Origin of the sequence: Polyangium fumosum, assembly GCF_005144585.1 — a bacterium.
GTDB lineage: Bacteria > Myxococcota_A > Polyangia > Polyangiales > Polyangiaceae > Polyangium > Polyangium fumosum.
In genome coordinates this window covers 56,759-81,682 of the sequence record NZ_SSMQ01000052.1, presented here as the reverse complement: position 1 = coordinate 81,682, position 24,924 = coordinate 56,759, and the positions used below count along the sequence as shown (strand labels likewise).

The 24,924-nt window shown below is 69.2% G+C and carries 19 protein-coding genes; 13 read left to right on the top strand and 6 right to left on the bottom strand.

The window, feature by feature from the left end; genetic code table 11:
* From E8A74_RS36475 to E8A74_RS36465, 3 genes are all read left to right on the top strand, one after another.
* A complete protein-coding gene (locus tag E8A74_RS36475) occupies positions 1–1,983 on the top strand; it encodes a sulfatase (RefSeq protein ID WP_136933704.1) in 1,983 nt (660 codons plus the stop codon).
* 46 nt (positions 1,984–2,029) lie between these two features.
* Positions 2,030–4,429: a hypothetical protein gene (locus E8A74_RS36470; RefSeq protein WP_136933703.1), complete on the top strand. Its 2,400-nt coding sequence runs from the start codon at positions 2,030–2,032 to the stop codon at positions 4,427–4,429.
* Between the two features lie 144 nt (positions 4,430–4,573).
* Positions 4,574–7,000 (top strand): hypothetical protein, encoded by a 2,427-nt coding sequence (locus tag E8A74_RS36465; RefSeq protein WP_136933702.1) that lies wholly within the window; start codon positions 4,574–4,576, stop codon positions 6,998–7,000.
* Here E8A74_RS36465 and E8A74_RS36460 read toward each other — a convergent pair.
* Together E8A74_RS36460 and E8A74_RS36455 are read right to left on the bottom strand one after the other, a co-directional pair.
* Positions 6,997–7,776: a hypothetical protein gene (locus tag E8A74_RS36460; protein ID WP_170229641.1), complete on the bottom strand. Its 780-nt coding sequence runs from the start codon at positions 7,774–7,776 to the stop codon at positions 6,997–6,999. The two genes, E8A74_RS36465 and E8A74_RS36460, sit on opposite strands and share 4 nt — an antisense overlap.
* Before the next feature lie 8 nt (positions 7,777–7,784).
* Positions 7,785–10,574: a hypothetical protein gene (locus E8A74_RS36455; RefSeq protein WP_170229640.1), complete on the bottom strand. Its 2,790-nt coding sequence runs from the start codon at positions 10,572–10,574 to the stop codon at positions 7,785–7,787.
* Between the two features lie 155 nt (positions 10,575–10,729).
* Between E8A74_RS36455 and E8A74_RS36450 the strand changes: the two genes are divergently transcribed.
* Both E8A74_RS36450 and E8A74_RS36445 read left to right on the top strand, forming a co-directional pair.
* Positions 10,730–12,019 carry an AAA family ATPase gene (locus E8A74_RS36450; protein WP_136933699.1) on the top strand — a complete coding sequence of 430 codons (1,290 nt, stop codon included), beginning with the start codon at positions 10,730–10,732 and terminating at the stop codon, positions 12,017–12,019.
* Positions 12,016–12,825 (top strand): HNH endonuclease family protein, encoded by an 810-nt coding sequence (locus E8A74_RS36445; RefSeq protein WP_136933698.1) that lies wholly within the window; start codon positions 12,016–12,018, stop codon positions 12,823–12,825. Before E8A74_RS36450 ends, E8A74_RS36445 begins: the two co-directional genes overlap by 4 nt.
* A gap of 255 nt (positions 12,826–13,080) precedes the next feature.
* Here E8A74_RS36445 and E8A74_RS36440 read toward each other — a convergent pair whose 3' ends face one another.
* Positions 13,081–14,034 (bottom strand): GDP-L-fucose synthase family protein, encoded by a 954-nt coding sequence (locus tag E8A74_RS36440; protein WP_136933713.1) that lies wholly within the window; start codon positions 14,032–14,034, stop codon positions 13,081–13,083.
* A gap of 86 nt (positions 14,035–14,120) precedes the next feature.
* On the opposite strand from E8A74_RS36440, the gene E8A74_RS36435 reads away from it, so the two are divergent.
* Entirely contained in the window at positions 14,121–14,534 is a 414-nt protein-coding gene (locus E8A74_RS36435; protein WP_136933697.1) for a helix-turn-helix domain-containing protein, read from the top strand.
* Here the strand turns inward: E8A74_RS36435 and E8A74_RS36430 are convergent, their stop codons facing one another.
* Positions 14,535–15,479 carry an NAD-dependent epimerase/dehydratase family protein gene (locus tag E8A74_RS36430; protein ID WP_136933696.1) on the bottom strand — a complete coding sequence of 315 codons (945 nt, stop codon included), beginning with the start codon at positions 15,477–15,479 and terminating at the stop codon, positions 14,535–14,537.
* A gap of 87 nt (positions 15,480–15,566) precedes the next feature.
* Between E8A74_RS36430 and E8A74_RS36425 the strand changes: the two genes are divergently transcribed.
* Positions 15,567–16,589 (top strand): glycosyltransferase family 2 protein, encoded by a 1,023-nt coding sequence (locus E8A74_RS36425; RefSeq protein ID WP_232379909.1) that lies wholly within the window; start codon positions 15,567–15,569, stop codon positions 16,587–16,589.
* Positions 16,586–17,197, top strand: coding sequence for a class I SAM-dependent methyltransferase (locus tag E8A74_RS36420; protein WP_136933695.1), 612 nt, complete (start codon positions 16,586–16,588; stop codon positions 17,195–17,197). The genes E8A74_RS36425 and E8A74_RS36420 overlap by 4 nt, the downstream gene beginning before the upstream one ends.
* Positions 17,198–17,223: 26 nt before the next feature.
* On the opposite strand, the gene E8A74_RS36415 is transcribed toward E8A74_RS36420, so the two are convergent.
* Entirely contained in the window at positions 17,224–17,520 is a 297-nt protein-coding gene (locus E8A74_RS36415; protein WP_136933694.1) for a hypothetical protein, read from the bottom strand.
* Positions 17,521–17,838: 318 nt separating this feature from the next.
* Between E8A74_RS36415 and E8A74_RS53155 the strand changes: the two genes are divergently transcribed.
* Positions 17,839–18,150: a hypothetical protein gene (locus tag E8A74_RS53155; RefSeq protein ID WP_170229639.1), complete on the top strand. Its 312-nt coding sequence runs from the start codon at positions 17,839–17,841 to the stop codon at positions 18,148–18,150.
* 2 nt (positions 18,151–18,152) lie between these two features.
* Here the strand turns inward: E8A74_RS53155 and E8A74_RS36405 are convergent, their stop codons facing one another.
* Positions 18,153–20,726 (bottom strand): hypothetical protein, encoded by a 2,574-nt coding sequence (locus E8A74_RS36405; protein ID WP_136933692.1) that lies wholly within the window; start codon positions 20,724–20,726, stop codon positions 18,153–18,155.
* Positions 20,727–20,861: 135 nt separating this feature from the next.
* On the opposite strand from E8A74_RS36405, the gene E8A74_RS53150 reads away from it, so the two are divergent.
* The 4 genes from E8A74_RS53150 (at position 20,862) to E8A74_RS36390 (ending at position 24,832) form a co-directional block, all read left to right on the top strand.
* Entirely contained in the window at positions 20,862–21,023 is a 162-nt protein-coding gene (locus E8A74_RS53150) for a hypothetical protein (protein WP_170229638.1), read from the top strand.
* A 22-nt stretch (positions 21,024–21,045) separates the two neighbouring features.
* Positions 21,046–22,158 (top strand): hypothetical protein, encoded by a 1,113-nt coding sequence (locus tag E8A74_RS36400; RefSeq protein ID WP_136933691.1) that lies wholly within the window; start codon positions 21,046–21,048, stop codon positions 22,156–22,158.
* A 68-nt stretch (positions 22,159–22,226) separates the two neighbouring features.
* Entirely contained in the window at positions 22,227–24,023 is a 1,797-nt protein-coding gene (locus tag E8A74_RS36395; RefSeq protein WP_232379908.1) for an AMP-dependent synthetase/ligase, read from the top strand.
* A gap of 53 nt (positions 24,024–24,076) precedes the next feature.
* A complete protein-coding gene (locus E8A74_RS36390) occupies positions 24,077–24,832 on the top strand; it encodes an HAD family hydrolase (protein ID WP_136933690.1) in 756 nt (251 codons plus the stop codon).
* Positions 24,833–24,924 lie beyond the last annotated feature (92 nt).

Genomic DNA, 24,924 nt, shown 5'->3' with positions numbered 1-24,924 from the left:
GTGAACGAACCGACGCCCCCTCGCCTCTCCGTCTCCGGCCCCGACGCGATCCTCCTCGCCTGGATCACCGCGGCCCTCACGAATGCGATCACCATCGCGCGGTCCTTCCGCCTGCCGCCGCGCCTCCTCACGCGCGTCCTGCACCACGCCTTCGACACCGGCCATTTCCTCGCCCTCGGCCTCGCCGGGGCCGGCCTCGTGGGCCTGTACGTTCGGTTTGGCCACACGCGGAGGCGTTCGTCCGCCGCCGTGTTCGTCGTCCTCTCGCTCGCCCTCGGCGCCCTCGTCTTGCCTTCGGACCTCGCGACGGCCGCCGAGCGCCACGCCTCGGGCCAGGCGGCCTGGGTCGAGCCGGCGCTGCTCGTCCTCGCCGTCGGCCTCCTCGCCCTCACGGTCCCCCTCGCCGTCCTGCTCGGCCGCCTCGCCGCGCGCCCTTATCTCCGCTGGCTCGCCGTCGCCGCCGCCTGCGCGCTCCTCTCGGCGAACCCCGTCCTCCTCCAGGGCGATTATGCCGGCGCGCGCCTCTTCGTCGCCTTCGCCGCCGCGGCCCTCTTCGCCGCCGCCCTCGCCGGCGCCGCCTTGCCCGCGCGCCTCGCCCCCTTCGTCGCCCGCCTGCGCCCGCTCCGCACCCCGTTCCTCGCCGTCGCCTCGCTCGCCGCGGCCGCCTCGCTCGTCGTCGCCCCGCGCCCCACCGTCGCCTTGGCCCTGCAAAGCCCGACCGGATCGCTGCTCCCGCCCTTCCTCGGGCCCCTCCACGAGGACGCGATCGTCGACGACGCCCCCGTTCCCCCCGAAATGGCCCCGTGGTTCACCGACCGCAAGGACGCGCCGCCCGTCCCGCCCAGCGCGCCCCCGGTGTTGCCGACCCACCCCGTCGTTTTCCTCTTCAGCATCGATTGCCTCCGGAACGACCTCCTCGCGTCCGGGAAATACGACGAAAAGCTCCCCACCCTCGCCGCCCTCCGCCGCGAAGGCGTGTATTTCCGCAACGCGCGCTCGCCCGGCGCGCAGACCGTCTACAGCCTCTCGGCGCTCTTCGCCGGCACCTACTTCTCGCAACAATACTGGACCCCTTCGACCGGCGACGTCCACGGCCTCTGGCCCGAGAACGACCCCACCCCGCGTTTCCCCGAGCTGCTCCGCGCCAAAGGCGTCACCACCGTCACCTTCGCCGGCGCGCCCTGGCTCGTGAATCGATATGGCATCGTGCGGGGGTTTTCTGAAGAGACCTTCGTCCGCCCCGTCGGCAACCATTTCACCCTCGCCAAGCACCTCGTCGACGCGACCCTCCGCCGCCTCGTGGCCACGCGCGGCGAGCCCTTGTTCCTGTACATCCATTTCCTCGACGCGCACGCCCCCTACGACCTCGCCGGCAGCTCCGGCCCCGAGCTCGATCGGTACCTCGGCGAGCTCGCCCTCGTCGACGCCGAGATCAGCCGCATCGTCCGCATGGTCGGGGCCTCCCCGCTCGTGGACCGCACAGCCTTCGTGGTCACGAGCGACCACGGCGAGGCCTTCGGCGAGCACGGCCAGTACCGCCACGCGAACTCCCTCTACGACGAGCTCTTGCGGGTCCCCGTCCTCGTCCAGGCCAAAGGCCTCACGCCGCGGGTCGTCGACGAGCCCGTCACGCTCGTCGACCTCGGCCCGACGATCCTCGACCTCTTCGGCGCCGCGACGCCTGGCACCTTCCTCGGCCAGAGCCTCGTGCCGTTCCTGCGCGGCGAGAGCCCCACGCTCACGCGCCCGATCCTCGCCGAGACCCGCATGAAGCGTGCCCTCGTCCTGCGCGACGGCACCAAGGTCACGGTCGACGATCGAAGCCGCACCCTCGAGCTCTACGACCTCACCTCCGATCCGGGCGAGATGCGGAGCCTCGCGGACGACCCCACGCGCCTCGTCCCCCCGCTCTCGCTCCTGCGCCGTTTCCTCGCCACGCACACCTTGCGCCGCGAGGGTTACGTCATCCCCTATCGACGATGAGCCCTGCTTGACGCCGTCCCCCGAGGCAGCTACGCCCTCGCCCTCCATGGAATCGGGAGAGGCTCGGATCCAGGGCCGCGCGGGAGGGCGCCTCGGCAGCGCCGCCGTCGCCCTCGTCCTCCTCGCCGGGATGGCCTATTTCGGCAAGGTCGTCCACGCCCATTATCCGATCCAGCAATGGCTGGTCTGGCATTACGCCGGCATGTGGCTCGGCGTGCTCGTCGTCCTCGCCGGCGCCTACGGCCTCGGCCATGTCCTCGTCCGGCGCGCCTTTGGCCTCCGCCTCCCGCTCCTCGAACACGCCATCACGGCCTTCGCCGTCGGCATCTTCGGCTACGAAATCCTCGTCTTCCTGGCGGGCCTTCTCCAGCTTTATCGCGCGCCCACGTTTTTCGTGCTCCCGCTCGGCCTGCTCGCCGCCGTCTCCGTGCCCCTCGCGCGCCACCTCGCGCACGTGCGCCGTGTCCTCGCGCGGGCCTCGCGGCGCGCGCCGCCCCTTGGCAAAGGGGCGATCGTCGCGCTCGTGTTCGGCTGCCTCGGCCTCGGGCTCTTGTATATCAACGTCCTCACCCCGCAGAACGTCCAGTTCGACGCGCGGTGGAAGCACATGGCGATCGCCGAGGATTACGTGCTCCACGGCGGCATTCACCCTTCGGCCGAGGGCTGGGTCTTCTCGGCGCGCCCGCATTTCAGCTCGTATCTCTACACCTGGGCCTTCCTCCTGCCCAAGGCCCGCCTCTTCGACCGGATGGTCCTCGCGGCCCACCTCGAATTCGCGGCCTTTCTGTTCACCACCGTCATCGGCATCCCCGCGCTCGTGAGGCGCCTCGTCCGGGGCGCCGATCCTCGCTGGATCTGGGCCGTCCGGTTCCTCTTCCCGGGCGTCCTGCTCTACGACAGCTCCGTCAGCGGCGGCGCCGATCACCTCGGGGCGATGTATTCGGTCCCGATCGCGCTCTGCACGTTCCGTGTCCTCCGCGATTTCGATCCGCGCCGCGCCGCCCTGCTCGGCGTCCTCGCGGCCGGTGCGGCGCTCACGAAGGAGACCGTGGCGATCATGCTGGTCCCCTTCCCGGCGCTCGCGCTCCTCGTCCAGTCGATCCGCGCGGCCCGAAACAATCGCCGCGCCCTCCTCGCTCCGCTCGCCTTTGGCCTCGCCGCCCTCGTCGCCACGTCGCCGCTCTGGCTCAAGAACTTCGTCTTTTATGGCGACCCCGTTTATCCCCTCTCGCATCGCTTCCTGAACCTGCACCCCTTCTCCGAGGACGCCGCGTATCGATTCCAGTACGGCTATCTCGAAGGGAAGATGTGGGCGCCGACGCGGGACCTCGCGGGCCTCGCCGAGACGGCAAGTTCGCTCTGGCTCTTCTCGTTTCTCCCGAACGATTGGGGGAAATTCCACGGCGACGTCCCCGTCTTTGGCTCGCTCTTCACGCTCCTGCTGCCGGCCTTGCTCCTCGTGCGCGTGGACCGGCGCGTGTGGTTCCTCGTCGCGTGGATCCACGTGGCGATCTTCGCGTGGTACTCCGTCCACCACCAGGACCGTTACCTCCAGGGGCAACTCCCGCTGATGACGGCCGTCACGGCCGTGCTCCTGCTCTCGCTTTCTCGCTCGTTCGGCCGTCCCACGCGGGCCGCGCTCTTCGGGCTCGTGGGATTGCAGGTCGTCTGGGGTGGGGACGTGTATTTCATCCAGACGCACGTCCACGCGAAATCCCCGCCGAAGCAGGTGATCGACCTCCTGAGCGGCGGGTTCGACCAGAAATACACGGATCGTTTCGCCGTCCAGGCGCGCTTCCAGAACATCGGCGCCGAGGTCCCGCCGGGCTCCCGCCTGCTCCTGCACCTCATGCACGTGCACCACGGCCACCTCGGCACGGGCCATCGCACGGTGCTCGACAATTACCTCTGGCAATTCGGCATCGAATACGGCCGCGCCGGCTCCCCCGAGGGCATACGCAAGCGCCTCCGCGCGCTCGGGGTCACGCACGCGTTCGTCGCGCCCGAAAAAGAGAGCGACGGTTCGAACTCGATCGCGGCCGACATCCTGTTCTGGGAATTCGCGCAAAGCGGGCTCGCAGAGCGTCGCGTTCTGGAGGGTGGTGTCCTCGGCCGCGTGACGGACACGCCGATCACGGCTCCGTTCCACGACGCGGCCCTCATCCTCGGCTGCACGAAGGACGCGCCGCCGCGTGGGCTCTATCGCGTGAACGACCTGCACGTCTTGCCGTATGGCCCGAAGGCGCTCGACTTCCCGGCGTCCGAGGCCGAGGCCGCCACGAAGGAGGCCGCGGAGCGGCTGATTCCGACTGCGGAATACGTGATCCTCGAAAAACAATGTTACGAACAGAAGCCCGCCGCGCTGCTCCAGGGCTTCGAGCTGCTCGTCGAGCGCAGGAGCAGCGGCGCCTGGAAGAAGCTCGAGATCTGGGCGCGGAAGCGCTGAGCGGCGACGTTCGGGCTTGATCTTCCACGGAGCGGGCCCACGTGAGGCTTGACTCACGGGGGGTCGGGGAGTACTCCGCCCCGGGCGATGGAGTCGGAGTCGGCCCCAACTGTACCGTCCGCTGGAGCACGCGCGCTCGACGTCGTGCGTACCCACCTCCGCGGGGCCCTCGCCACGACGATGCTCGTGGCCGGGATCGCCCTCTTCGGGTGGGTCGTCCACCGGCATTATCCCATTCCGAAGTGGCTGTTCTGGCGTTACGCCGGTTACTGGCTCGGCGCCCTGGTCGTCGGGACCGCGAGTTACGGGATCGGCCACGTCCTCGTCGAGCGTGTCTTCCGCCTCCGCCTGCCGCTGCTCGAACACGCCGTCCTTTCGTTCGTGCTCGGCATTTTCGGATTCGAGACCACGATGTGCCTCGTCGGGGCGGCGCAGGGCTATCGCAAGCCCGCCTTCTACGCCGTCCCCCTCGTGCTGCTCGCCGCCGTGGCCTGGCCGCTCCGCCGCCACGTCACGCACGTGCGGAAGGTCCTCGCCCGCACGGCCCGCACGCGCCCCGCGCTCGGCTGGTCCACGCTCGCCACGGTCTTCGGCGTGCTCGGGCTCGGGATGGTGTATTTCCTCGTGCTCACGCCGCACAACGTCCAGTTCGACGCGCGGTGGAAGCACATGGCGATCGCGGAGAACTGGGTCGCCCACGGCGGCCTGTATCCCGCCGCCGAGGGCTGGGTCTTCTCCGCCCGCCCCCATTTCACCTCGTACCTCTACACGTGGGCCTTCCTCGCGCCGGGCCGCCTCTTCGACAAGATGGTCCTCTCGGCGCACCTCGAATTCCTGATCTTCGTGGTGACCACGGTCGTCGGCATCCCGGCGCTCGTCCGAAGGCTCGTGCCGAAGGCCGATCCGCGCTGGGTCTGGGCCGCGCGTTTCGTCTTCCCGGGCGTCTTCCTCTACGACAGCTCGCTCAGCGGCGGCGCCGATCACGCCGGCGCGATGTACGCCGTCCCGATCGCGCTTTGCCTCTTCCGCGTCCTTCGTGACTTCGATCCGCGCTTCGTCGTGCTCCTCGGCCTCTTCATCGGCGGCGCCGGGATCACGAAAGAGACGATCGTCATGATGCTCGGCGTGGCGCCGCTCCTGCTCGTCGGCGGCAAGATCCTCGTCGTGCTCGTCCAGAGCCTCCGCGGCAAAGCCACGCCGGAGCTGCGCCGCCGGGCCCTGCTCTCGCCGCTCCTCCTCGCCGCGGCGGGCCTCGTCGCGACCTCGCCGCTCTGGGTGAAGAACTTCCTCTTTTATGGGGACCCGGTCTACCCGGTCTTCAGCAAATACCTGCACGCGCACCCGCTCTCGGACCAGGCGCTTTATCGGTTCAAGTATGGTTATGCCGAGGGCCTGCTCTGGAACCCGACGCGGGACCTGCAGGGCCTGCGCGAGACGCTCCAGGCCCTCTTTACCTGGTCCTTCAGCCCGAACGACTGGCCCAAGTTCCACCGCACCGTCCCCGTCATCGGCTCGCTCTTCACGCTCCTGCTCGCGTGCCTGCCCTTCCTGAAGAACACGAAGCGGCTCTGGATCCTCGTCTTCTGGATCCACGTGGGGATCTTCGGCTGGTATTCGGTCCACCACCAGGATCGTTATCTCCAGGGCCTGATGCCGCTCATGGCAGCGGTGACGGTGACCATCGCGATCTCCCTGTGGCGCTCGTTCGGCGTGGCCGCGCGTGGCGCCCTCGGTTTGCTCGTCGGCCTGCAAATCATCTGGGGCGGCGACGTCTACTTCATCCAGACGCACGGCTTCGTGAAGACGCCGCTGAAATCGGCGATCGACCTCTTGAGCGCCGGCTTCGAGAAGAAATACGACGATCGCTTCGACATCCAGGAGGGCTGGCAGGACGTCGGCAACGCCATGCCGAAGGGCTCGCGCCTGCTCGTGCACATCTTCCTGAGCCACCATTTCCAGCTCGGGACGAACCGCGAGACGATCCTGGACATGTACCTGTTCCAGTACGGGATCGAATACGGCGCGGCGAAGAACCCCGAAGGCGTGCGCCAGATGGTGAAGGACCTCGGCGCGACACACGTCTTCGTGCAGCCCGACAAGAAGGCCGACGGGATGAACTCGATCGCGGCCGACATCCTGTTCTGGGATTTCGTCCGGTACCTGACGAATCGAAAAACCGTGAACGAGGGCGTGCTCGGCGGCGTGCCCGACAAGCCGATCGAGGTGCCGTTCCGCGACACGGTGGCCGTCCTGAGCTGCTCGGCGAAGGCGCCCCCGAACGGCCTGTACAAGCTCTCGGACCTGCGCACCTTGCCCTACGGCCCGGACAACCGTCGCTTCGGCAAGCCCCTGCGCGCGGCGAACAACAAGGAAGAGGCCGCGGCGCTCCTGCCGATGGCCGAGTTCGTGGTCGTCGAGGACACCTGCTTCGACCCGAAGAACCTGCCGCCGGACCTGTCGCGCTCCTACGACTTGCTCGTCGAGCGCCGAGAATGGTCAGGCTTCCGGGCGATGGACATCTTCCGCCGCAAGGGCCACCTGCCGGTGGCGCCGGTGCCGCCTGGGCCTTAGAAGCCGCCGCGCGCGAGCGCTCGCCTGCCGGTCCACACGAGGGCGCCGAGCAGGACGAGCCAAGCGGCGTACCGGTCGTCTGCGTGCGCTCCGGCGGCGCAGGTTCCACATGCGGACGTCCCCTCCGGCAAGCTGCCCCGGTTCGGCGCCACTGCCGAGGCCGCGGGCGGGCTGCTCGACGGAGGCGGCGGCGCAGCCGCATCCGCAGCGGGAGCCGAGGGCTGGGCGTCGACCGCGGGCCACTGCGTCGAACCGGGTTCGGAATCGATGACGGCTCCGAGCTCCGAGAGCCGATCCGTGCGGACGTGCTTGCTCGCGCACGATTTGCCGTCGGCTTTGATCGTGTAGAAGAGGCGGACCTCCTTCACCGGCGACGTCGGCGTGTCCCTCCGCTGAATCTTGAGAAAATCGGAGCAGGGCAAACCGCGGTCCGTGATGGCACTCCGCGCCTCGTAGGCCGATGTCCCAGGCACCCAGTTCTCCCGAATGGCTTCCACCTTGGGCAAGTCGCCCGCATCGATGAGGTAGAGGCGGACGAACTCGTATCTTCCGAGGATGAATGGAACGAGGGTGCCCGTGTCGATGACGGCAGCGCCCTTGAAGGTGCCCGTCATGAGGAGGACCTTGCCGGGAGGCAGCGCGCCCTCGACGTCGACGTGGATCGAATGTTTCACCGGGACCAGGCCGGGAGGGGCCACATTGGCGCGGGCGACCCCCGACGCAAGGGCGACGAGGACACATGTCCCGAGGATGCAGAGGGCGCGGGGGTGAGACATCGGCCGCCCTAATTCGTCTTCAACTTCTCCGCATTGAGCACGAGCACGTCATCCGCGAGCACGTGGGCCCAGTTCCCCGCGGACTCGTCGACGATCACGACGCGCCCCTGCTTGCCCGCGTACGCGCTCGTCGAAAGCTCGGTCGGCCGGAGGATCTCGTCGTTCTTGCCGCAAGCGCGCGCCACGACGCGCCCGTCGACCTCCAGGCCCACGTACGTCTTCTGGCAATCCTTGCCGCCGGCCACGAGCACGTGCACCGGCTGGCCGTCGAGGGGCATCAGCGGCAACACGAGCTTGCCCTTCGCCGCATCCCCGCCGTGATACCCGTTCACGAACGCGCGGCCGAGGAACCCCGTGACCTCCTGCTGGTTGCCCGTCGGGCCCGTCGTCGGCACCTTCCCGAACGCCGTGCCCGTGACCTCGCTCCCCGCGGGAAACACGTCGTCGAAGCTGTAAATCACCGAGAACCGCGCCGCGAACGCGACCACGTCGGGATCCGAATCGGGTAGCTCCGTGCGCGCCGCGCGGAAAAGGTCGACCGCATTCGCCGACGTGCCCGACCGGAGCCGCGCGCGCACGTCGTCCTTCGTGCCGCCGGACCAATGAATCCCGTCGACATAGAGGCCCATCCCCGGCGCCTTGTCCTCGTCGACGATCCGCAGCGTGGCGCGGCGGCCCTGCAAATCCTGAATCTGCCAGGCCTCGGGCACGAGCTTCCGGTCGACGCGCGGGCGCGCCGTCCGCAGGGCCGCGCCGTCGACGACGAGCTCCACACGCAAGCCGGGGCTCGACCTGCCGCCGAGCGCGAATCGAAGCTCCGGCCGCGCGAGCACGCCGAGGTCGATCTCCAAGGTCCCCATGTGGTCGCCCGCGTCCGGCAACGAGACGAGCAGGCTCTTGCCCGTCGCGCCCGAACGCCGGGCCTTCTCGATGCGCAGCCCCGCGCCGCGTATCACCGCGCCCGGAGGGAGGCTGCCCTCGAAATCGGCGACCTCGCCGAGCCGCGCCCGCAGCTCGCCGAGCAACTTCTCCCGGTCCGGGTGGCGCTCCAGGAAGACCTGATAAAACTCCAAGGCATCGAGGATCTCGTTCCGCGTGCCCGTGCGCGTGAGCGTCGTGATGTCGCGGGCCGGGTCCGGGAGCTGGGCGCCCTTGACGGCGCGGAGCACCTTCACGACCTCCGGATCCCAGCGAAGGAAATGGAACGAGCTGCCGTCGATGTTCGCGCGAGTCTTTTCCTTGTATTTGTCGCCCCAGGGATTGCCGAGGTCGACGACCGCGCCCTCGGCGAGGAAGTCCTCCAGGGTGCCGCGCTTCTCGTGCCCCGGCCGCCCGCGCTTCTCGATCGGCTTGTGCGCGATGCGCCGGTTCGCGAGGCCATAGGCGTCGACGATCGGCAGATCCGCGTACCAGCCCACGAGGCCGATGCAATCGATCGAGAGGCGGGGCTTGAGCCCCCGGGCGACGAAGAGCTTGTGAATCCGCTGGCCCATGCCCGCGTACGTCGAGCCACTTTCGAGCGGGAACACGCTCTTCAGCGGGTAAAACGTGTTCTCCTCGGCGAGGTTCCAGCGCTTCTCGTAGGGCTTGAGCACGCGGACGGGCAGGACGGCGAGCGCGACGGCGAGCGCCGCGGCCGAGCCGAGCAGCGCGCGGACCGGGAGCGCGGCCTCTCGCAGGCGATACCGAAGCGCGATCTCGGTCGAGGCCGCGAGGATCGGCAGGAGCGAGATGAAGAAGCGGTGCTCCATGAAATCGCCGCCGACCTTCACGACGTACCGTCCGTAGACGAGGAGCGAGAGGAGCGCGAAGATCCGGAGCCGCGTCTCGGACCGATTGCGGGCCCGCCCGGAGAGCACGAAGAGGAAAAGCGGGAGCCAGATCGCCGCGCCGCTCGTGAAGAGGAAATGCGTCGCGTAGATGAGGCCTTGCGACCAGTACGTGAGGTTGCCCGACTTCGCGTAATAGGTATTCGGAAAGAAATCGCCGTACGCGCGCCAGCGCCAGAGGAAATACGGGACGTAGAGGAGGACGAGCGGCGCGCCGTAGGCGAGGTACCGGCGGAGATCGAGGCGCTTCCAGAAGGGCCGCTCTTTGTGGTGGACGAGGTCCTCGGCGACGAGGGCGAGGCCCATGCATCCATACAGGAGCAGGTGATCGGGCCGCGTGAGGGCGGCGGCGACGAAGGCGAGCCCGGCGCCGAACGCGCCATTCTTGCGGAGCGAGGCCCACATGCCGACGGCCACGAGCATCGCGGCGGGCATGGTCTCGAGGCCCGACGAGGCGAACGTGTAGAACGGGCGGCTCGCGGCGAGGCCGAGCGCGGCGAAGGGCACGATCGCGCCTTTTGGGCTCGCCTTGCGCACGACGAGCGCGACGAACACGATCGCGAGCGCGTACGACGCGAGGTTGCCGAAGAGCCCCGCGTGCGGGATGGAGACGCGGACCTTGGCGAGGAGGCCGAGCACCAGCGTCCACAGGAAGTTCGTGTATCCCTCGACCCACTCGCCCGGGTTGAAGACGAGCCCGTCGCCCCGCGCAAAGTTGCGAGAATAGCGGAACGAGATGAACGCGTCGTCACAGAGCCATCGGATCTTCCACGCGAAGAAGAGCCCGGCGCCGAGGCCGCCGAGGAGGAAGAGCGCGTAGAGGACACGCTTGACGGCGAAGGAGACGCGGCCGGCGAGGAAACGCTCGAAGAGAAGCAAGAGGGCCGCGCCGAGGATCAGACCGGCGAAGAGGGGCAAGCTGGCCTGGATGGCTTCGGCCGCGGCGACGACGATTTCGAGGAGCATCACGGAAAGTCCGGAGGCGTAAGGGCGGGATCCGGCGCCCCGCGGGGCGGAGACTAGTACATCCGGGGGGAAGTTCTAGGGGGTCGTGCGACCCTGGCAGGACGTGAGGGGGGCACCTCCCGCTTGACGCTCTCCGCGCTCCCTTGCAAGGATGCCGCGTGTTCATCCGTAAGATCGAGGTCCAGAACCTGCGCTCCATCGAGCATCTCGTGTGGGAGATCGACGACCGAGAAGCCTGCGGCTGGCACGTGATCATCGGGGACAACGGCGCGGGGAAGAGCGGCTTGCTCCGGGCCGTGGCGCTGGCGCTCGTCGGTCCTCTCGAAGCGCTCGCCCTTCGCCAGGATTGGAACGATTGGCTTCGCGGCGGAGAATTGCAAGGATACGTCAGCCTTACAGCGAGATCCGACGCTCAATTCGACGGGTTTTCGGGAGGGGGCGACCCCCGCGACATCGACCTCAAAGCAGGCTTGTCATTTCATCGCAAAAACCTATCCGACAACCACGTCATGCTCGGCATGATTCATGTACTCATGGAACCCCACGAGCAAGTATGGGGAGGAACATCCGGTAGGTTCTCCGCGTCTTACGGCCCCTTCCGTCGTTTCACCGGCGGTGACAAGGACCAGGAGAAGCTCTTTTCCTCCAATCCAACGCTTGCGCGTCACCTCTCCGTGTTCGGGGAGTCCGTCGCGCTCACCGAATGTATCCAGTGGCTCATCAACCTTCAGTATAAGAAGCTCGAAGGCGATCCAGAAGGCAACCTGCTGGAGCCCGTGAAGGCATTCGTGAACCAAAGCGGATTTTTGCCCCACGAGGCGCGACTTCAATCGATTTCATCCAAAGGCGTGCGCTTCATCGACGGGAACGGCTGCGAGGTCCCCGTCGAGAACCTGAGCGACGGTTACCGCTCGATCCTCAGCATGACCTTCGAGCTGATCCGCCAGCTTGCAGCCACCTATGGCGCAGACGCCATCTTCGACCCCGAGGACCCCACGAAGATCGTCGTCCCCGGCGTCGTCCTCATCGACGAGATCGACGCGCACCTGCACCCCACGTGGCAGCGGCGTGTCGGGCGCTGGTTCCGCGAGCACTTCCCCAAGATCCAGTTCATCGTCACCACCCACAGCCCGCTCATCTGTCAGGCCGCCCGGCCCGGGAGCGTCTTCCGATTGCCAAGACCCGGCAGCGGCGAGGAAGCCGGAATGGTCACCGGCACCGAACTCGATCGCCTCCTCTACGGCAACGTGCTCGACGCCTACGGAACCGGCGCCTTCGGCGACGCAGCCACACGCTCCCCGGAGGCCCTGGAGCTCCTCGAACAGCTCGCCATCTTGAACCAGAAGGAGCTCGCCGAAGGACTCTCTTTGTCCGAAAGGAAGCAGCAGAAGAAGCTCCGCGCCATCCTCCCCACGGCGGCCAGCGAGGGGGCGGAGGACGACGCGTGATCGGCCTCCCCAAACGAACTCTCCCCAAGGCCGCGCGAGACAAGCTCCGCGAATACCAGGCCGAGATCGACGCCCTCCCCGACTACGCCGCGCGCGTCGAGCAAGCCAAGGCGAGCTTCAGCTCCCAAAACCGCAAAGGAAACGCGACCTTCGACGCGGTCAAGAAGGCGCTCACGGCCATGTGCTGCGGCGCGCGGCGTTGCGCCTATTGCGAGGACTCGGCGGCCGACGAGGTCGAGCACGTACGGCCCAAGAGCCTCTACCCCGAGGCCACGTTCGTGTGGTCGAATTACCTTTACGCGTGTGGACCGTGCAACGGCCCCAAGAATGACCATTACGCCGTGTTCGCGCATGCGTCCGGCGTGAGGACCGAGGTCTCGCGGCCTCCGAAGGCGCCCGTCCTGCCGCCCGTCCCCGGCGATCCCGCGTTCATCGACCCGCGCGCCGAGGACCCGACTGCATTCCTGGCGCTCGATCTGCGGGACACGTTCTTCTTCGTGCCCCGGAAGGCGCGCGGGACGAGGGAGTACGAACGAGCCCAATACACGATCAAGACCCTCGGCCTGAACACGCGCGACTACCTGCCGAAGGCAAGGCAGCAGGCCTTCAAGGACTACAAGGCGCACCTCGCGCAATACCGCGCGAGCCTCGCGGAAGCCGCGCCGGAACGAAGGCTACGCCGACTCGAACAGGACATCCGCGAGCGCGGTCACCCGACGGTGTGGGCCGAGATGAAGCGCCAACACCAGCAGCTCCCCGCCCTGCGCGAGCTCTTCCGCGCCGTCCCCGACGCGCTCACCTGGTGACAAAGGCGTCACCTCCCCGAGAACACGCCGCGCAGCGCCAAGGTGACCCCTCACCTCCCCCCGCGCACGTCGTGACGCGCGAACACCCGACCCAATCCGCCCCCCCGCGCCCCGTGACCTCGACCCGATCACCCCCGCCCTGGCCCCCCGCAACATCTGCTCGCGGGAGGATCGCCCCTACCTCCCCGCTCGCATCCTCGGCGCCCCCGAGGATCGCCCCTCCCCTGCCCTCTTCATCTCCAGTGCAGACCTAGATCACCCCCCAACGATCCGCCCCCGGTTCTCCTCGTACCAAGCGATCGTCTTCACCAGCCCGTCCCCAAGCTCCGTCCGCGCCTCGAACCCGAACCATTCCCGCGCCCGCGACACATCCAGCATCCTGCGCGGCTGCCCGTTCGGGCGCGCGCTGTCCCAGACGATGTCCCCTTCATACCCCACCGCCTTCGCGATCGTCGCCGCCAGGTCCCGCATCGACACCTCGCGCCCCGCGCCGAGGTTCACCGGCTCCTCGCCGTCGTAACGCTCCGCCGCCCGCACGAGCCCCTCGGCCGCGTCCTCCACGTAGAGGAACTCCCGCGTCGGCGACCCGTCGCCCCACAAAACGACCGACCGCTCCCCGCTCCGCCGCGCCTCCACGAACTTGCGGATCATCGCAGGGATCACGTGCGAGTCCTCCAGGTCGAAATTGTCCCGCGGGCCATACAGGTTCACCGGGAAGACGACGACAAACTTCGACCCGAACTCTTTCCGGTACGCCTGCGCCATCACGAGCAACGCCTTCTTCGCGATCCCGTACGGCGCATTCGTCTCCTCCGGATACCCGTTCCACAGATCCTCTTCCCGGAACGGTACCGGCGCAAACTTCGGATAGGCACATATGGTACCGGCCACTACAACCTTGGGCGTCCCCGCGCGCCGCGCCTCTTCGAGGACGTGCAGGCCCATGGCCATGTTGTCGCGGAAGAAGGTGCCGGGGTGGCGCCGGTTCGCGCCAATTCCACCGACACGCGCGGCCAGATGCAAGACGAGGTCGGGCCGATGCGTTTCAAAGAGAGATCGCGTCGCGTACGCGTCCGTCAGATCGAACGCGGCCGAGCGGGGGACCACGATCTGGCGCGCGCCACGCGCTTTCAGCACTTCCACGACGTGCGAGCCGAGGAACCCGGCGCCGCCTGTGACGAGGATCTTGGAGTCAGAGAGAGGGAACATCGGCATGGCAAGCACGACCTTAGCGCAGGCGATACCACCCCCACGCCCCGGGCGCAGCCAATCGATCGAGAAGTAGCGAGACGCACATGCCGCGCAGAGTCCGTCCCAAAAAGCTCTTTCTCACGATCGGCGAGCGCGTGAAGACGTTCCGGCTCGCCGCCGGGCTGACCCAAGAGGAGGTGGCCGAAGGTCACGCGCCCGGCGAGTCGCTCGCCAACAAAGGCCACATCTCCAGCATCGAGCACGGGCTCGCCAACCCCACCGTCGAGACCCTCCAGCGCATCGCCGAGGCGCTCGAAGGGCTCGACGTGGAGCTCGTCGACCTCGTCGTCTCCCCGGACGAGAGCCCGCGCCACGCGGTCATCGCGCTCTCGCGCACGCTCCCCGACGAGGTGCTCGAAGAGATCCTCGCGAAATACGGGCCCCTGCCGGATCTCGCGCCCCGGAAGAGGAAACGCACGCACCACCGGGCGAGCGGGGCGCGGCCGAAGGCGCGGTGATTACGTCCGGGAATACCAGTCCACGAACTTGCGAATCCCCTCGCGAATCCCCGTCCTCGGCTCGTACCCGAGCGCTGCCTTGGCCGCGCGGATGTCCGCAATCGTGTGCTCGACGTCGCCGACGATCGCCGGGCCCCGATGCACACGCGCCGGCTTGCCGAGGGCCTCGGCGAGCAGCGCGACGACCTCGTTCAACGTCGTCGGCGTGCCCCCGGCGCCGAGGTTGTAGACGCGGTAGCCGTCGCCCACCCGATCGATCGCGCGGAGCGTGCCGTCGATGACGTCGTCGACGTAGGTGTAGTCGCGGCTCGCCGCGCCCGTGCCGTAGAGCTCGATCGTCTCGCCCCGGTCGATGGCGCGGCAGAACGCGTGGATGGCCATCTCGGGGCGCTGGCGCGGGCCGTAGACCGTGAAGTAACGGAGCGACGTGACCCCGAGGCCGTGCGTGTGCACGAGCGCGCGCAGCACGAGCTCGGCGGCGCGTTTGCTCGCGGCGTACGGGCTCATCGGCTCGTCGGCGCGGTCGTCCTCGGCGAAGGGCAGGCGCTTGCTCGCGCCGTACACCGAGGAGCTCGACGCGAACACGAAGCGGCGCACGCCCCGCGCGCGGGCGAGCTCGGCGAGGCGCGTCGTGCCCTCGACGTTCACGCGCTGGTAACGGGCCGGCGCGCCGAGGCTCGGCCGCACGCCCGCGAGGCCCGCGAGGTGCACGACGACGTCGAAGTCCGTGGCCGAGAGGACCTCCGCGACGGCCGCCTCGTCGAGCAGATCCGCCTCGACGACGTGGGCGCGGCCGCGGACGCGGGCGAGATTTCGCTCCTTGATCGAGCGTGCGTAAAAAGGATCGAAGCTGTCGAGGCCGACGACCGTGTCGCCTCGATCGAGCAGGCGCTCGGCGAGGTGAGATCCGATGAACCCGGCGATGCCGGTCACGAGCAGCTTCATCGCGGGCGCGAGGGTAGCATCCCGATCTCGCCTTGCCTGTCCTCCGAGGCCTCGTGCGGACGGACCGTTCTGCTATCCTCCGCCGCCGTGAGCGCCGTGGACATCACCCAGCCCTCTCCGGGCGAGCCTCCTGCCATCGCCCTGACCCGCAAGGTGGCCGAGAGCCCGGTGGTCATCCTCCCGCGCGTCTCGCTCGTGGTCCCGGGCCTGAACGAAGCGAAGAGCCTGCCGGAGCTGGCCCGGCGCATCCACGAGGCGCTCTCCGGCAAGGAGGCCTACGAGCTCATCTTCGTGGACGACGGCAGCACGGACGACTCGTGGGCCGTGATCAAGCGCCTGGCCTCGGAGAACCCGAACGTGCGGGGCGTGCGGCTCCGGAAAAACTTCGGCAAGGCCCAGGCCCTCACGGCCGGCTTCCGCAGGGCGCGCGGCACGATCTTCGTGACGATGGACGCCGATCTCCAGGACGATCCCGCGGACCTGCCGAACTTCCTCGCCAAGCTGGAGGAAGGCCATGACGTCGTCGTCGGCTGGAAGGTGCAGCGCCTCGACCCGACGAACCGCCTGTTCCTCTCGCGGATCTTCAACGGCACCGTCGGCTACATGACGGGCGTGAAGCTGCACGACATGAATTGCGGCTTCAAGGCGTACCGGAGCGAGGTCATCCGCGCGATCCCGATCTACGGCGACCTGTTCCGGTTCATCCCGGCGCTCGCCGCGTCGCAGGGCTTCAGCGTCACCGAGATCCCGATCAAGCACCACGCCCGCAAGTACGGCAGCTCCCGCTACGGGCTCGAGCGCATCCTGCGTGGATCGTTCGACCTCATGAGCGTGCTCTTCCTGACGCGGTACCAGAAGAGGCCGATGCACCTCTTCGGCTTCGCGGGCCTCTTGCTCGCGGGGATCGGCGTGCTGATCGAGTTCTACCTGACGGTGCTCTGGTCCTTCGGTCACAAGATCGGCGACCGCCCGCTCTTGCTCCTCGGCGTGCTCATGATCGTCACGGGCATTCAGCTCTTCTCGATGGGCTTCATCGGCGAGTTCCTGACGTACCAGAGCCAGACCCGGCACCTCGAAGACGAGCCGCCGATCCGCGAGGAAATCCTGTGATCCCCGACGCGTACTTCGACCGGTTCGAGACGCAGAAGTACCGGCACAAGAACCCGGTCCAGCGGATGCTGATCCGCCGCTTCGCCGCCACGCTGCACTCGATGTTCCTCGAAGCCCTGCCGGCGCGCACGGTGCTCGAGGTGGGCTGCGGTGAGGGGTTCCTCTCCGGCTACCTCTCCGAGAAGCTCGAAGACACGAGCTTCATCGGCGTCGAGTACAACCCGGAGGACGTCGCGCGGCTGCAACGCCACTTCCCGCGCATCGAGGCGCACGTGGGCTCGATCTACGACCTCGGCTTCCTCACGAAAAAGCCCGACATCGTCGTGTGCTGCGAGGTGCTGGAGCACCTCGACGATCCACGCCGGGCGCTCGCGGAGCTGCGCAAGGTCGGGGCGCGGCGCGCGCTGCTCTCGGTGCCCCACGAGCCGTTCTTCATGCTGTCGAACTTGCTGCGCGGGAAAAACGTGTCGCGCTTCGGCAACGACATCGATCACAAGAACCACTGGGGCATGGCCTCGTTCCGCGCGCTGCTCGAACCGGACTTCGAGGTGCTGGAGCTACGAACGTCGTACCCGTGGATCCTCGCGCTCGCGGAGCCGCGCGCCTAGCAGACTCCAGATCGCGGGCGCGGCGCTCACCACCCGGGGTGGAGGCTCCCGTTGCAGCCGGACGAGGCCTCCTCCACCTCGTAACAACATCGGCCGTTTTCGAGCAGGCCGTCGTCGAGGATGGTGAAGTCGCTCGGGTTCTCGCGCGAGATGATCTGGGTCGCCCGCGTGATCGAGGGGCACTTGTTCGGATCGTCGCCCGGCGCGTCCGGCCACGCGAAACATCGGTACGTCGTGAGATCATCGCCACACCCCTGGGTGGTGATGGGCACGACGAACAAGGCGAGCATGAACACGCGCAGGAGGTTCTTGGAGGTGCGCATCCGCGTATCCTATCCGAACGTGCAGCCGGCCTCTGGACTGCGCTCCTTTCGCGCACAACGCGCCCCCACCTCCAAGCCGCCGGCTCTCCGCGCTTCCCCGCGTTGGATCCTATCTCGCAACGCTCCCGCACGTTGACGCGCCGCGCGGCGGGTCTTCCCCGACAAACCATCCTCGCGCGCCCTCGTCCCCCGCGCTCGGCTGCGCCCCGACTGGACGAACCTTCCCTCGGCGAACGCGTTTCCGCCCACTGGCCGCGAGCTTGCATGGGTGGATCCCGCGCGCGCGAACCACGTGCCCGAACTGCGAGGCTCTAGCCCATGGCGCTCGATCTATCGATCTCCCACGGACAACGTACCCCCCCTGGTGCCCAGCCCGACACGAGCGAGCCCAGCGATGCCCGTCCCGAATCGACCCGCGCGGAGGGCGTCTCCCCGGTGTCACGAGCGCTGTCGCTCGCGCAAGCGCTGGCCGATGCGCTCACCAATACTTGCGGCTTCGGGGTCAACGCCGCGGCCCAGCACGAGCTGTCGCTCGCGCATTCGCTCGCCTCCCACGTCGTCGACATCCTCGCGGGCCTGCCGCCCGAGTCCGTTCGGTCGAGGCCGTCCACCCCCGACGCCGAGGAGTGACCCTAGGACGGCGGTCCCGCCTCGATCGCCCGCCGATACCGCTCCCGCCGCGTCCCATCCTTCAAAATCTCGTAGGCCTCGTCGAGCACCTCGAGGACGAGGCGCACGTCGCCCTGGAGATCGGCCGTCGCCGCCGTGAGCAGGCGTGAAGGCTCGAAGAAGCGCCGCAGCTCCAGGTAGGCCCGCCGGATCTCGTAACTCGTCGCCGCGCGGCCGATGCCGAGCAGCGCGAAGTAGTCGCCGTCCTCGACGAGCGCGACCCGCGCCCGCACCCGCATGCGGATCGCCTCCTCGTCGAGCGGATCCTCCGCAGGACGGCGCTCGGCCGAAGCAGGACGCGCCGGGGTGAGCGCGGTCAGGACCTCCAGGCACACGAGCGCGTAGAGCAGCGGCGTGAGGTCGTGCCCCGCCTGGGCCGCGAGCTCGCCCACGGTCGTGCCCGGCGCCTGCGCCACGAGCGTGGCTTCGTCGGGCACGAGCGCGCACTCGGAGAGGAGCGAGATGCGCGGGCCGGCGTCGAAACGCGCGGCCGCGCCGCCGAGGCGCGTGAAGGCGGCCTCGGGCGGGATCACGCGCCGGACGATCTCCACGAAGACCTCGGCCCCGGTGGCGCCGCCGAACACGTTGGGCTCGGCGCGCAGGCGGCCCGGCGGCTCGGCTTCGAGCTCCAGCGTGCCGGACTCGATGAGGATCGCCCGGCCGATGATCCACTCGGCGTGCGCGCGGAGGACGGGCCAGAGCGCGTCCTGCTGGAGAAATCCGTGCGCGATGAGCGCCGCGCCCGCGTGCCGGCCCGAGGGCGGGAGCTTGCCGGCGAGGCGAAACGCGACGTCGCGCTCGAGATCGCCGCGGGCCGAGAGGAAGGAAAGGAGCGCCTCGTCGGCGACGCCCGATCCGGCCGTGACCACGTCCCCATCCTGGAGGACCACGCGGCGCACGGCCCCGCCTTCATGGATGGCGAGCGAGCCCGTGGCGCGGCTGGCGATGGCACGGGCGAGGGCGCGCGGCGCGTCGCCGGGGCCGAGCACGGTGGGATGCGCGCTGCGTGGCCCCTGCGAGGCATGCGGGGTCTGCGAGGACGGAACGGGCGCGGGCGGCGGCGGCACCGGCGGGGCGAGGCGCACCGAGGGCGGCGGGGCGTCCGAGGCGCGGCTGAGGATGCTGGGGGCCGTGGGCGGGGTCGGGGGGTTGGGGGTCGAGGGCCCGCTCGCCGGCGTGTAGCCCCCAAGCGGACGGGGGTTTGGGGGCACAGCTCCGCTCGCCGGCGCGTAGCCCCCAAGCGTGGACGCGAAGCGCGGCATGCCGCTCGGCACCGTCCAGCGGGCCGGGAAGACCGTCGGCGGCGCGACGTCGATCATGGGCTCGATCACGGGCGGCGGCGGGCGTGGCGGCGTGGGCGCGGACGCGGGCCGCGGCTCGATCGAGCGGGTGGCCGTGGTCGTCGCCTCCGTCGGGCGGATCGGCGTGCCCGGGTCGTCGCCGACGCGGGTCGAGCGCGGCTCCCAGGGCGTCGCGGGGGCCTCGGAGGTGGCGCCGCGGGTCTCCAGCGAGCGCGGCGTCGATGCGCCGGGCGCCGTTTTTCCGCCCAGCTCGCTCGGCTGCGGCGTGGGCGGCATGTCGAGCACGAGCTCGCCCACGCTCGGCGGCTCGAGGGCGGCGGCCGACGACGGGGGCGCGGGGTTGGGCGCGGTCGTGTTGCCATCGGCCAGGGCAAACGAGCCGGTCGTGATGCTGAGGGCGGCGTTGGGCCCCGTGCCCGGATCGAGCCCCGTGTTGGCGAGGTCCGACTGGGAGCTGTCGGCCTCGGCGTCGAGCGGCTCTTCGAGGATGGCGAGGAACTCGTCGCCGAGGATGAGGTCCACCTCTTCCTCGACGGCCACGGCCGGCGGGGGCACGGACGAGGCCGGGGTCTGCGCGAGCACGCGTTGCTCGGCCGAGGCGAGCAAGTTCATGAGCTCGGGCGAGAGCTGCATGGGGTGCGTGGGCAGCAGCGTGGGCGGCGACTGCCCGTCGCTCTCGTCGGGCGGGAAGATCGACGCGCCCATCTCGGCGATCTCGGGCGCGCCGGGAAACGCGGACTGGAAGGCCGGCGGGAAGGCGCCGGTGCCGTCGTCGAGCAGGCCCGGGGGCACGGTCTCGCCGGGGCGGATCCCGGCGGCGCCGCGGTCGTCGACAATCGAATCGTCGAGCGGCGCCGGGTCGGCGAGCGCGGCGATCTGCGCGACGATGGCGTGGATGTCGAGGGGCCGCGCGAAGGAGCGACCGGCGGCGGAGTGCGCGCCGATCTCCGCGGCGCGCAGGCGGCTGCCCAGACAAACGAGCTCGGCGTCCTCGCCGCCGGGCAGCTCCCGCAGCCGCTCGATGGCGTCGCGCGCGCCGGGCTGATCGATGTCGACGAGCAGCACCCGCGGCGACTCGTCGAGCACGCGCGCTTCGAGCCGCTCGATGGGCGCGAAGGCCACGGCGAAGCCTTGCGCGCGGAGCGCCGACGCGATGGTTTGCCCTTCCGCGGACGCGTCCGCGATCAGAATCACGTCGCGACGCGGCGTGTTCGGGGCTTCCTCCATCGCGGGCACGGCGTGATCCTTCGACCCGAGGCACCTGGCTGTCAACGCGTGCGCCCTCGGGTCTTCCTTTCCTACGTCCAAGGCGGCGTTCGTTCCAACATTTGGACCGATGCGTTCACCTTTCTGGTGGTAAGAATCCAGCGCATGTCCGCCTTCGGCACCCCCCGAGAGCTCGCGCTGGTGGCCTTTCTGGTCGGGCTCGTCGTCATCCACTCGGTCGTCCCGCGGATCGGCGAGGCGATCGGCGGGCTCTTCGAGCGGAAGAAGGGAAGCGGAAAGGCAAGCCGCTCCGAGGGCGCGGGCTGAAAAACGTGGTAGGGCTCGGCCCGTGCAGACGCGCACGCGCAACGCCCTCGTGTTCGCGGCCGCCGCGGTGGTGGTCGTCGCGGCCGTCGCCTGGGTCTGGCAACGACGCGAGATGGCGCGACCGCTGCCCGCGACGCTCGACGCGATCCCCGAAGGCGCGCTCCTCGTCGCCACGGCCGACCTCGGCGCGCTGCGACGCTCGGACGCCTTCGCGCCCCTGCTCTCCGAGACCCGCGAGATCCCCGGGCTCGGTAAGGTCCGCGACGTCTGCGGCTTTGATCCCATGGCCGGCCTCACGGAGCTCGGCGTGGCCGTGCCCTCCTCCGGCGGCGACGGCGACTTCGGCCTCGTCGCCTCGGGCGCCATCGACCCGGACGCGCTGCTCGCCTGCGCGAGCAAGGTGATCGAGGCCCGCGGCGGCCGCTCGGTGGTGAACCCGATCGGCGCGTTTCGCACGGTGCGCGACGCGAGCCAGTCGACGAGCGGCGCGGAGATCGCCGTGCGCGAGGGCGGGCCCATCCTGCTCGGCGCGGGCAGCTACCTGCGCGCGATGATCGACGCGGCGGAGGGCCGCGTGCCGAGCGCGCGCGCCGACGGGGACCACACGAAGCTCGCGGCGGAGGCGGGCCCGGGTGCGCTGCGCGTGACGGTGGTGCTCACGCCGGAGCAGCGGCGCACGTTGCTCGAAGAGATCGCGCTGAGCGGGGCGCAGGGCTCGCCGGCGGCGTCGGTCGTGGGCCTGGGGCTCTCGGTGACGATCGGCGAGCGCGTGGGTTTGTCCGGAGTGGTGGCCTGCGACGCGGCGGCCCCGTGTGCCGATCTGGCGCGAATTTTCGAGGGCAAACGGACTGCGCAGTCGGGCGATCCGCTCGTGCGCCTGATGGGCCTCGGGCCGATCCTCGAACGGCTGCAGATCGGCGCGGAGGGCCCGCGCATTTCGGCGCGCGTGGACATGTCGACGGACGAGGCGACCGAGCTCGTGACGCGCGTGATCGCGTTGCGCGCCGCGGCAGCGCGGCAAAGAGGTCCGGTCGAGGAAGAGCCGCTGGCCCCGGCGCCGCCGAGGCCGCCGCCGCCGTCTGCTTCGTCGGAGGGGTCGACGCCCCCGCCGGCTCCGGCGCTGAAGCCGCGCTGAATCTTACGGCGCCGTCCGTTTTTCCAGTGCAACGAACGGCGCGCCGCTCGATTACACTCGGCGCAGCCATGTCTATGCCGAACGAGACCATCCCTTCCCGGCTCTTCAAGCAAGCAGAACGCAGGCCCGACGCGCCGGCCCACCACATCAAATCGGGCGGCGTCTACCGACCGAAGAGCTATCGGGAGCTCGCGGACGAGGTGAAGCGCCTGGGCAAGGCGATGATCGCGCTCGGCCAGGCGCCGGGCTTCACCGTGTGCCTCCTCGGCTTCAACCGCTCCGAGTGGGTCGCCTTCAACGTCGCGGCCATGGCCGCGGGCGGCGCGCCCGCCGGCATCTACACGACGTGTTCGCCCGAGGAGGTCGCGTACATCGTCCACCACGCCGAGAGCCAGATCGTCCTCGTCGAGGACGCCGGGCAGTGGGCGAAGATCGAGAAGATGCTGGGCGAGCTGCCGCACCTCAAGCACGTCGTCACGATGCGAGGCGCGCCCCGCATCGATCATCCGATCGTGTCCTCGTACGAGCAGTTCCTCGACAAGGGGAAGGACGTCACCGACGAAGCGTTTTTCGCGCGCATCGCCGCGCTCGAACCGCAGGGACTCGCGACGTTGATCTACACGTCGGGCACGACGGGCCCGCCGAAGGGCGTGATGCTCTCGCACCAGAACCTCGCGTGGACCGCGGACACGGCGCAGCGGCTCGTCGGCGGCACCGCGCAGGACTGCGTGCTCTCGTACCTGCCGCTCTCGCACATCGCGGAGCAGATGTTCACCATCCACGGCTGCATCACGATGGGCGGATCGGCCTACTTCGCCGAGAGCATCGAGAAGGTGCCGGACAACCTCAAAGAGGTGCAGCCGACGCTCTTCTTCGGCGTGCCGCGCATCTGGGAGAAGTTCCACGCGGGCGTCCAGGGCAAGCTGAAGGAAGCCAAGGGCGCGAAGAAGGCGCTCGTCACGTGGGCGATGGACATCGCGCGTGAGGCGACGGCGGTGAAGATGCGCGGCGGAGAGCCCTCGGGCGCGCTCGGGCTCCAGTACAAGCTCGCGCAGAAGCTCGTGTTCGCGAAGCTGAAGGCGGCGATCGGCCTGTCACGCGCGCGCACGTGCGTGTGCGGCGCCGCGCCCGTGTCGAAGGAGATCCTCGCGTTCTTCGCGAGCCTCGACATCCTCGTCTCCGAGGTCTACGGCCAGAGCGAGGACACGGGCCCGACCACGTTCAACCTGGCGAACGACATGAAGCTCGGCGCGGTCGGCACGCGCATTGAAGGCATCGACGTGAGGATCGCCGAGGACGGGGAGATCCTGGTGAAGGGCCCGAACGTGTTCCTCGGCTACTACAAAGAGGCACAAGCGACGGCCGACACGCTCCAGGACGGCTGGCTGCACTCGGGGGACCTCGGGCAGTTCGACAAGGACGGGTTCTTGTCGATCACGGGCCGCAAGAAGGAAATCATCATCACGGCCGGCGGAAAAAATATCGCCCCGAAGAACATCGAGGCAGCCCTGAAAAACCACCCGCCCATCGCCGAGGCCGTGGTCATCGGCGACCGGCGCAAGTTCCTCACGGCGCTCGTGGTGATCGATCCGGCCGCCGCAGGCGAGATCGCGGGCGCACCCGGGGCAGATCCGGCGAAGCTCCGCGACGACCCCACCGTGGTGGCCGCGGTCCAGCAGGCGGTCGACCGTGTGAACGCCACGCTCGCTCGCGTGGAGACCGTGAAGAAATTTCACATCCTCGACCGCCCCTTCACCATCGAGCGAGGTGAGCTCACGCCCACCCTGAAGCTCAAGCGCCGCGTGGTGTACGACAACTACGCCAGCGAAATCGACGGCATGTACGAGGGCGCGCAAGACGCCTGACGCAGCAACGAATCCCCCAAGTGCCTCCGCTCCGTGCTAACGGAGCCTGCGCCATGCATGCCGTCACCTTCGACTTCGGACAGACCCTCGCCGCCCTCGACGCGGACCTCACGGTCGCGCGCCTCGCCGAGCAGAGCCTAACGTTCGACCCCCAACGAATCGAAGCCGCCCTCCCCGACGCATGGCGCGTCTACGATGACGCCATCCATCGCGGCCTCGGCGGTCATCCCTGGAAGGTCTTCATGCGCGCGCTGCTCCAGCGCGCCGCCTCTTCTCCGCTCGACGAGGAGGCGCTCACGGGCGCCGTGGATTTCCTCTGGTCCGAGCAGCCCCGGAAGAACCTCTGGCGGCGCCCGATCCCCGGCATGCTGGAGCTCGCGGAGGATCTCTCCGACGCAGGCGTGCCCGTGGGCATCATCTCGAACTCCGAGGGCCGGCTCGCCGAGCTCGTCGCAGAGCTCGGATGGGACGATCGGTTCCTCGTGATCGCTGACAGCGGCCGGCTCGGGATGGACAAACCCGACCGCGCGATCTTCACCTGGACCGCCGAGCGGCTCGGCCGGCCGCTCACGCAGGTCGTGCACGTCGGCGACTCGCTCGCCGCCGACGTGGAAGGCGCGCTCGGCGCGGGGATGCGCGCGGTGTGGTTCCGCGGAGATCCGAAGCGCGCGCTCGGCGAGCGGGCGCGCGTCGCGAAGGACGCAAGCGAGGTGCGGCGGGTGCTCGTCGAGTTCGGGCTGACCGCCGTCGCCGAGCGTGTGCCTACTCGAGCTTCGACCCGGCCTGGATCCAAGCAGCGATCGACTTGATCTCGGCGTCCGTCATCGGCTCGCCCGACGGGCCCCGTAGAAAAGCGGGCACGAGCGGGAAACAGGGTCGCCCTTGCACCTCAGAGCGGTGA

Coding starts and splice junctions, on each gene's coding strand:
- E8A74_RS36460 (WP_170229641.1), bottom strand. CDS start 7,776: ATGTCTCACCCCCGCGCCCTCTGCATCCTCGGGACATGTGTCCTCGTC.
- E8A74_RS53150 (WP_170229638.1), top strand. CDS start 20,862: ATGTCCGCCTTCGGCACCCCCCGAGAGCTCGCGCTGGTGGCCTTTCTG.
- E8A74_RS36435 (WP_136933697.1), top strand. CDS start 14,121: ATGCCGCGCAGAGTCCGTCCCAAAAAGCTCTTTCTCACGATCGGCGAG.
- E8A74_RS36470 (WP_136933703.1), top strand. CDS start 2,030: ATGGAATCGGGAGAGGCTCGGATCCAGGGCCGCGCGGGAGGGCGCCTC.
- E8A74_RS36430 (WP_136933696.1), bottom strand. CDS start 15,479: ATGAAGCTGCTCGTGACCGGCATCGCCGGGTTCATCGGATCTCACCTC.
- E8A74_RS53155 (WP_170229639.1), top strand. CDS start 17,839: ATGGCGCTCGATCTATCGATCTCCCACGGACAACGTACCCCCCCTGGT.
- E8A74_RS36395 (WP_232379908.1), top strand. CDS start 22,227: ATGTCTATGCCGAACGAGACCATCCCTTCCCGGCTCTTCAAGCAAGCA.
- E8A74_RS36415 (WP_136933694.1), bottom strand. CDS start 17,520: ATGCGCACCTCCAAGAACCTCCTGCGCGTGTTCATGCTCGCCTTGTTC.
- E8A74_RS36390 (WP_136933690.1), top strand. CDS start 24,077: ATGCATGCCGTCACCTTCGACTTCGGACAGACCCTCGCCGCCCTCGAC.
- E8A74_RS36440 (WP_136933713.1), bottom strand. CDS start 14,034: ATGTTCCCTCTCTCTGACTCCAAGATCCTCGTCACAGGCGGCGCCGGG.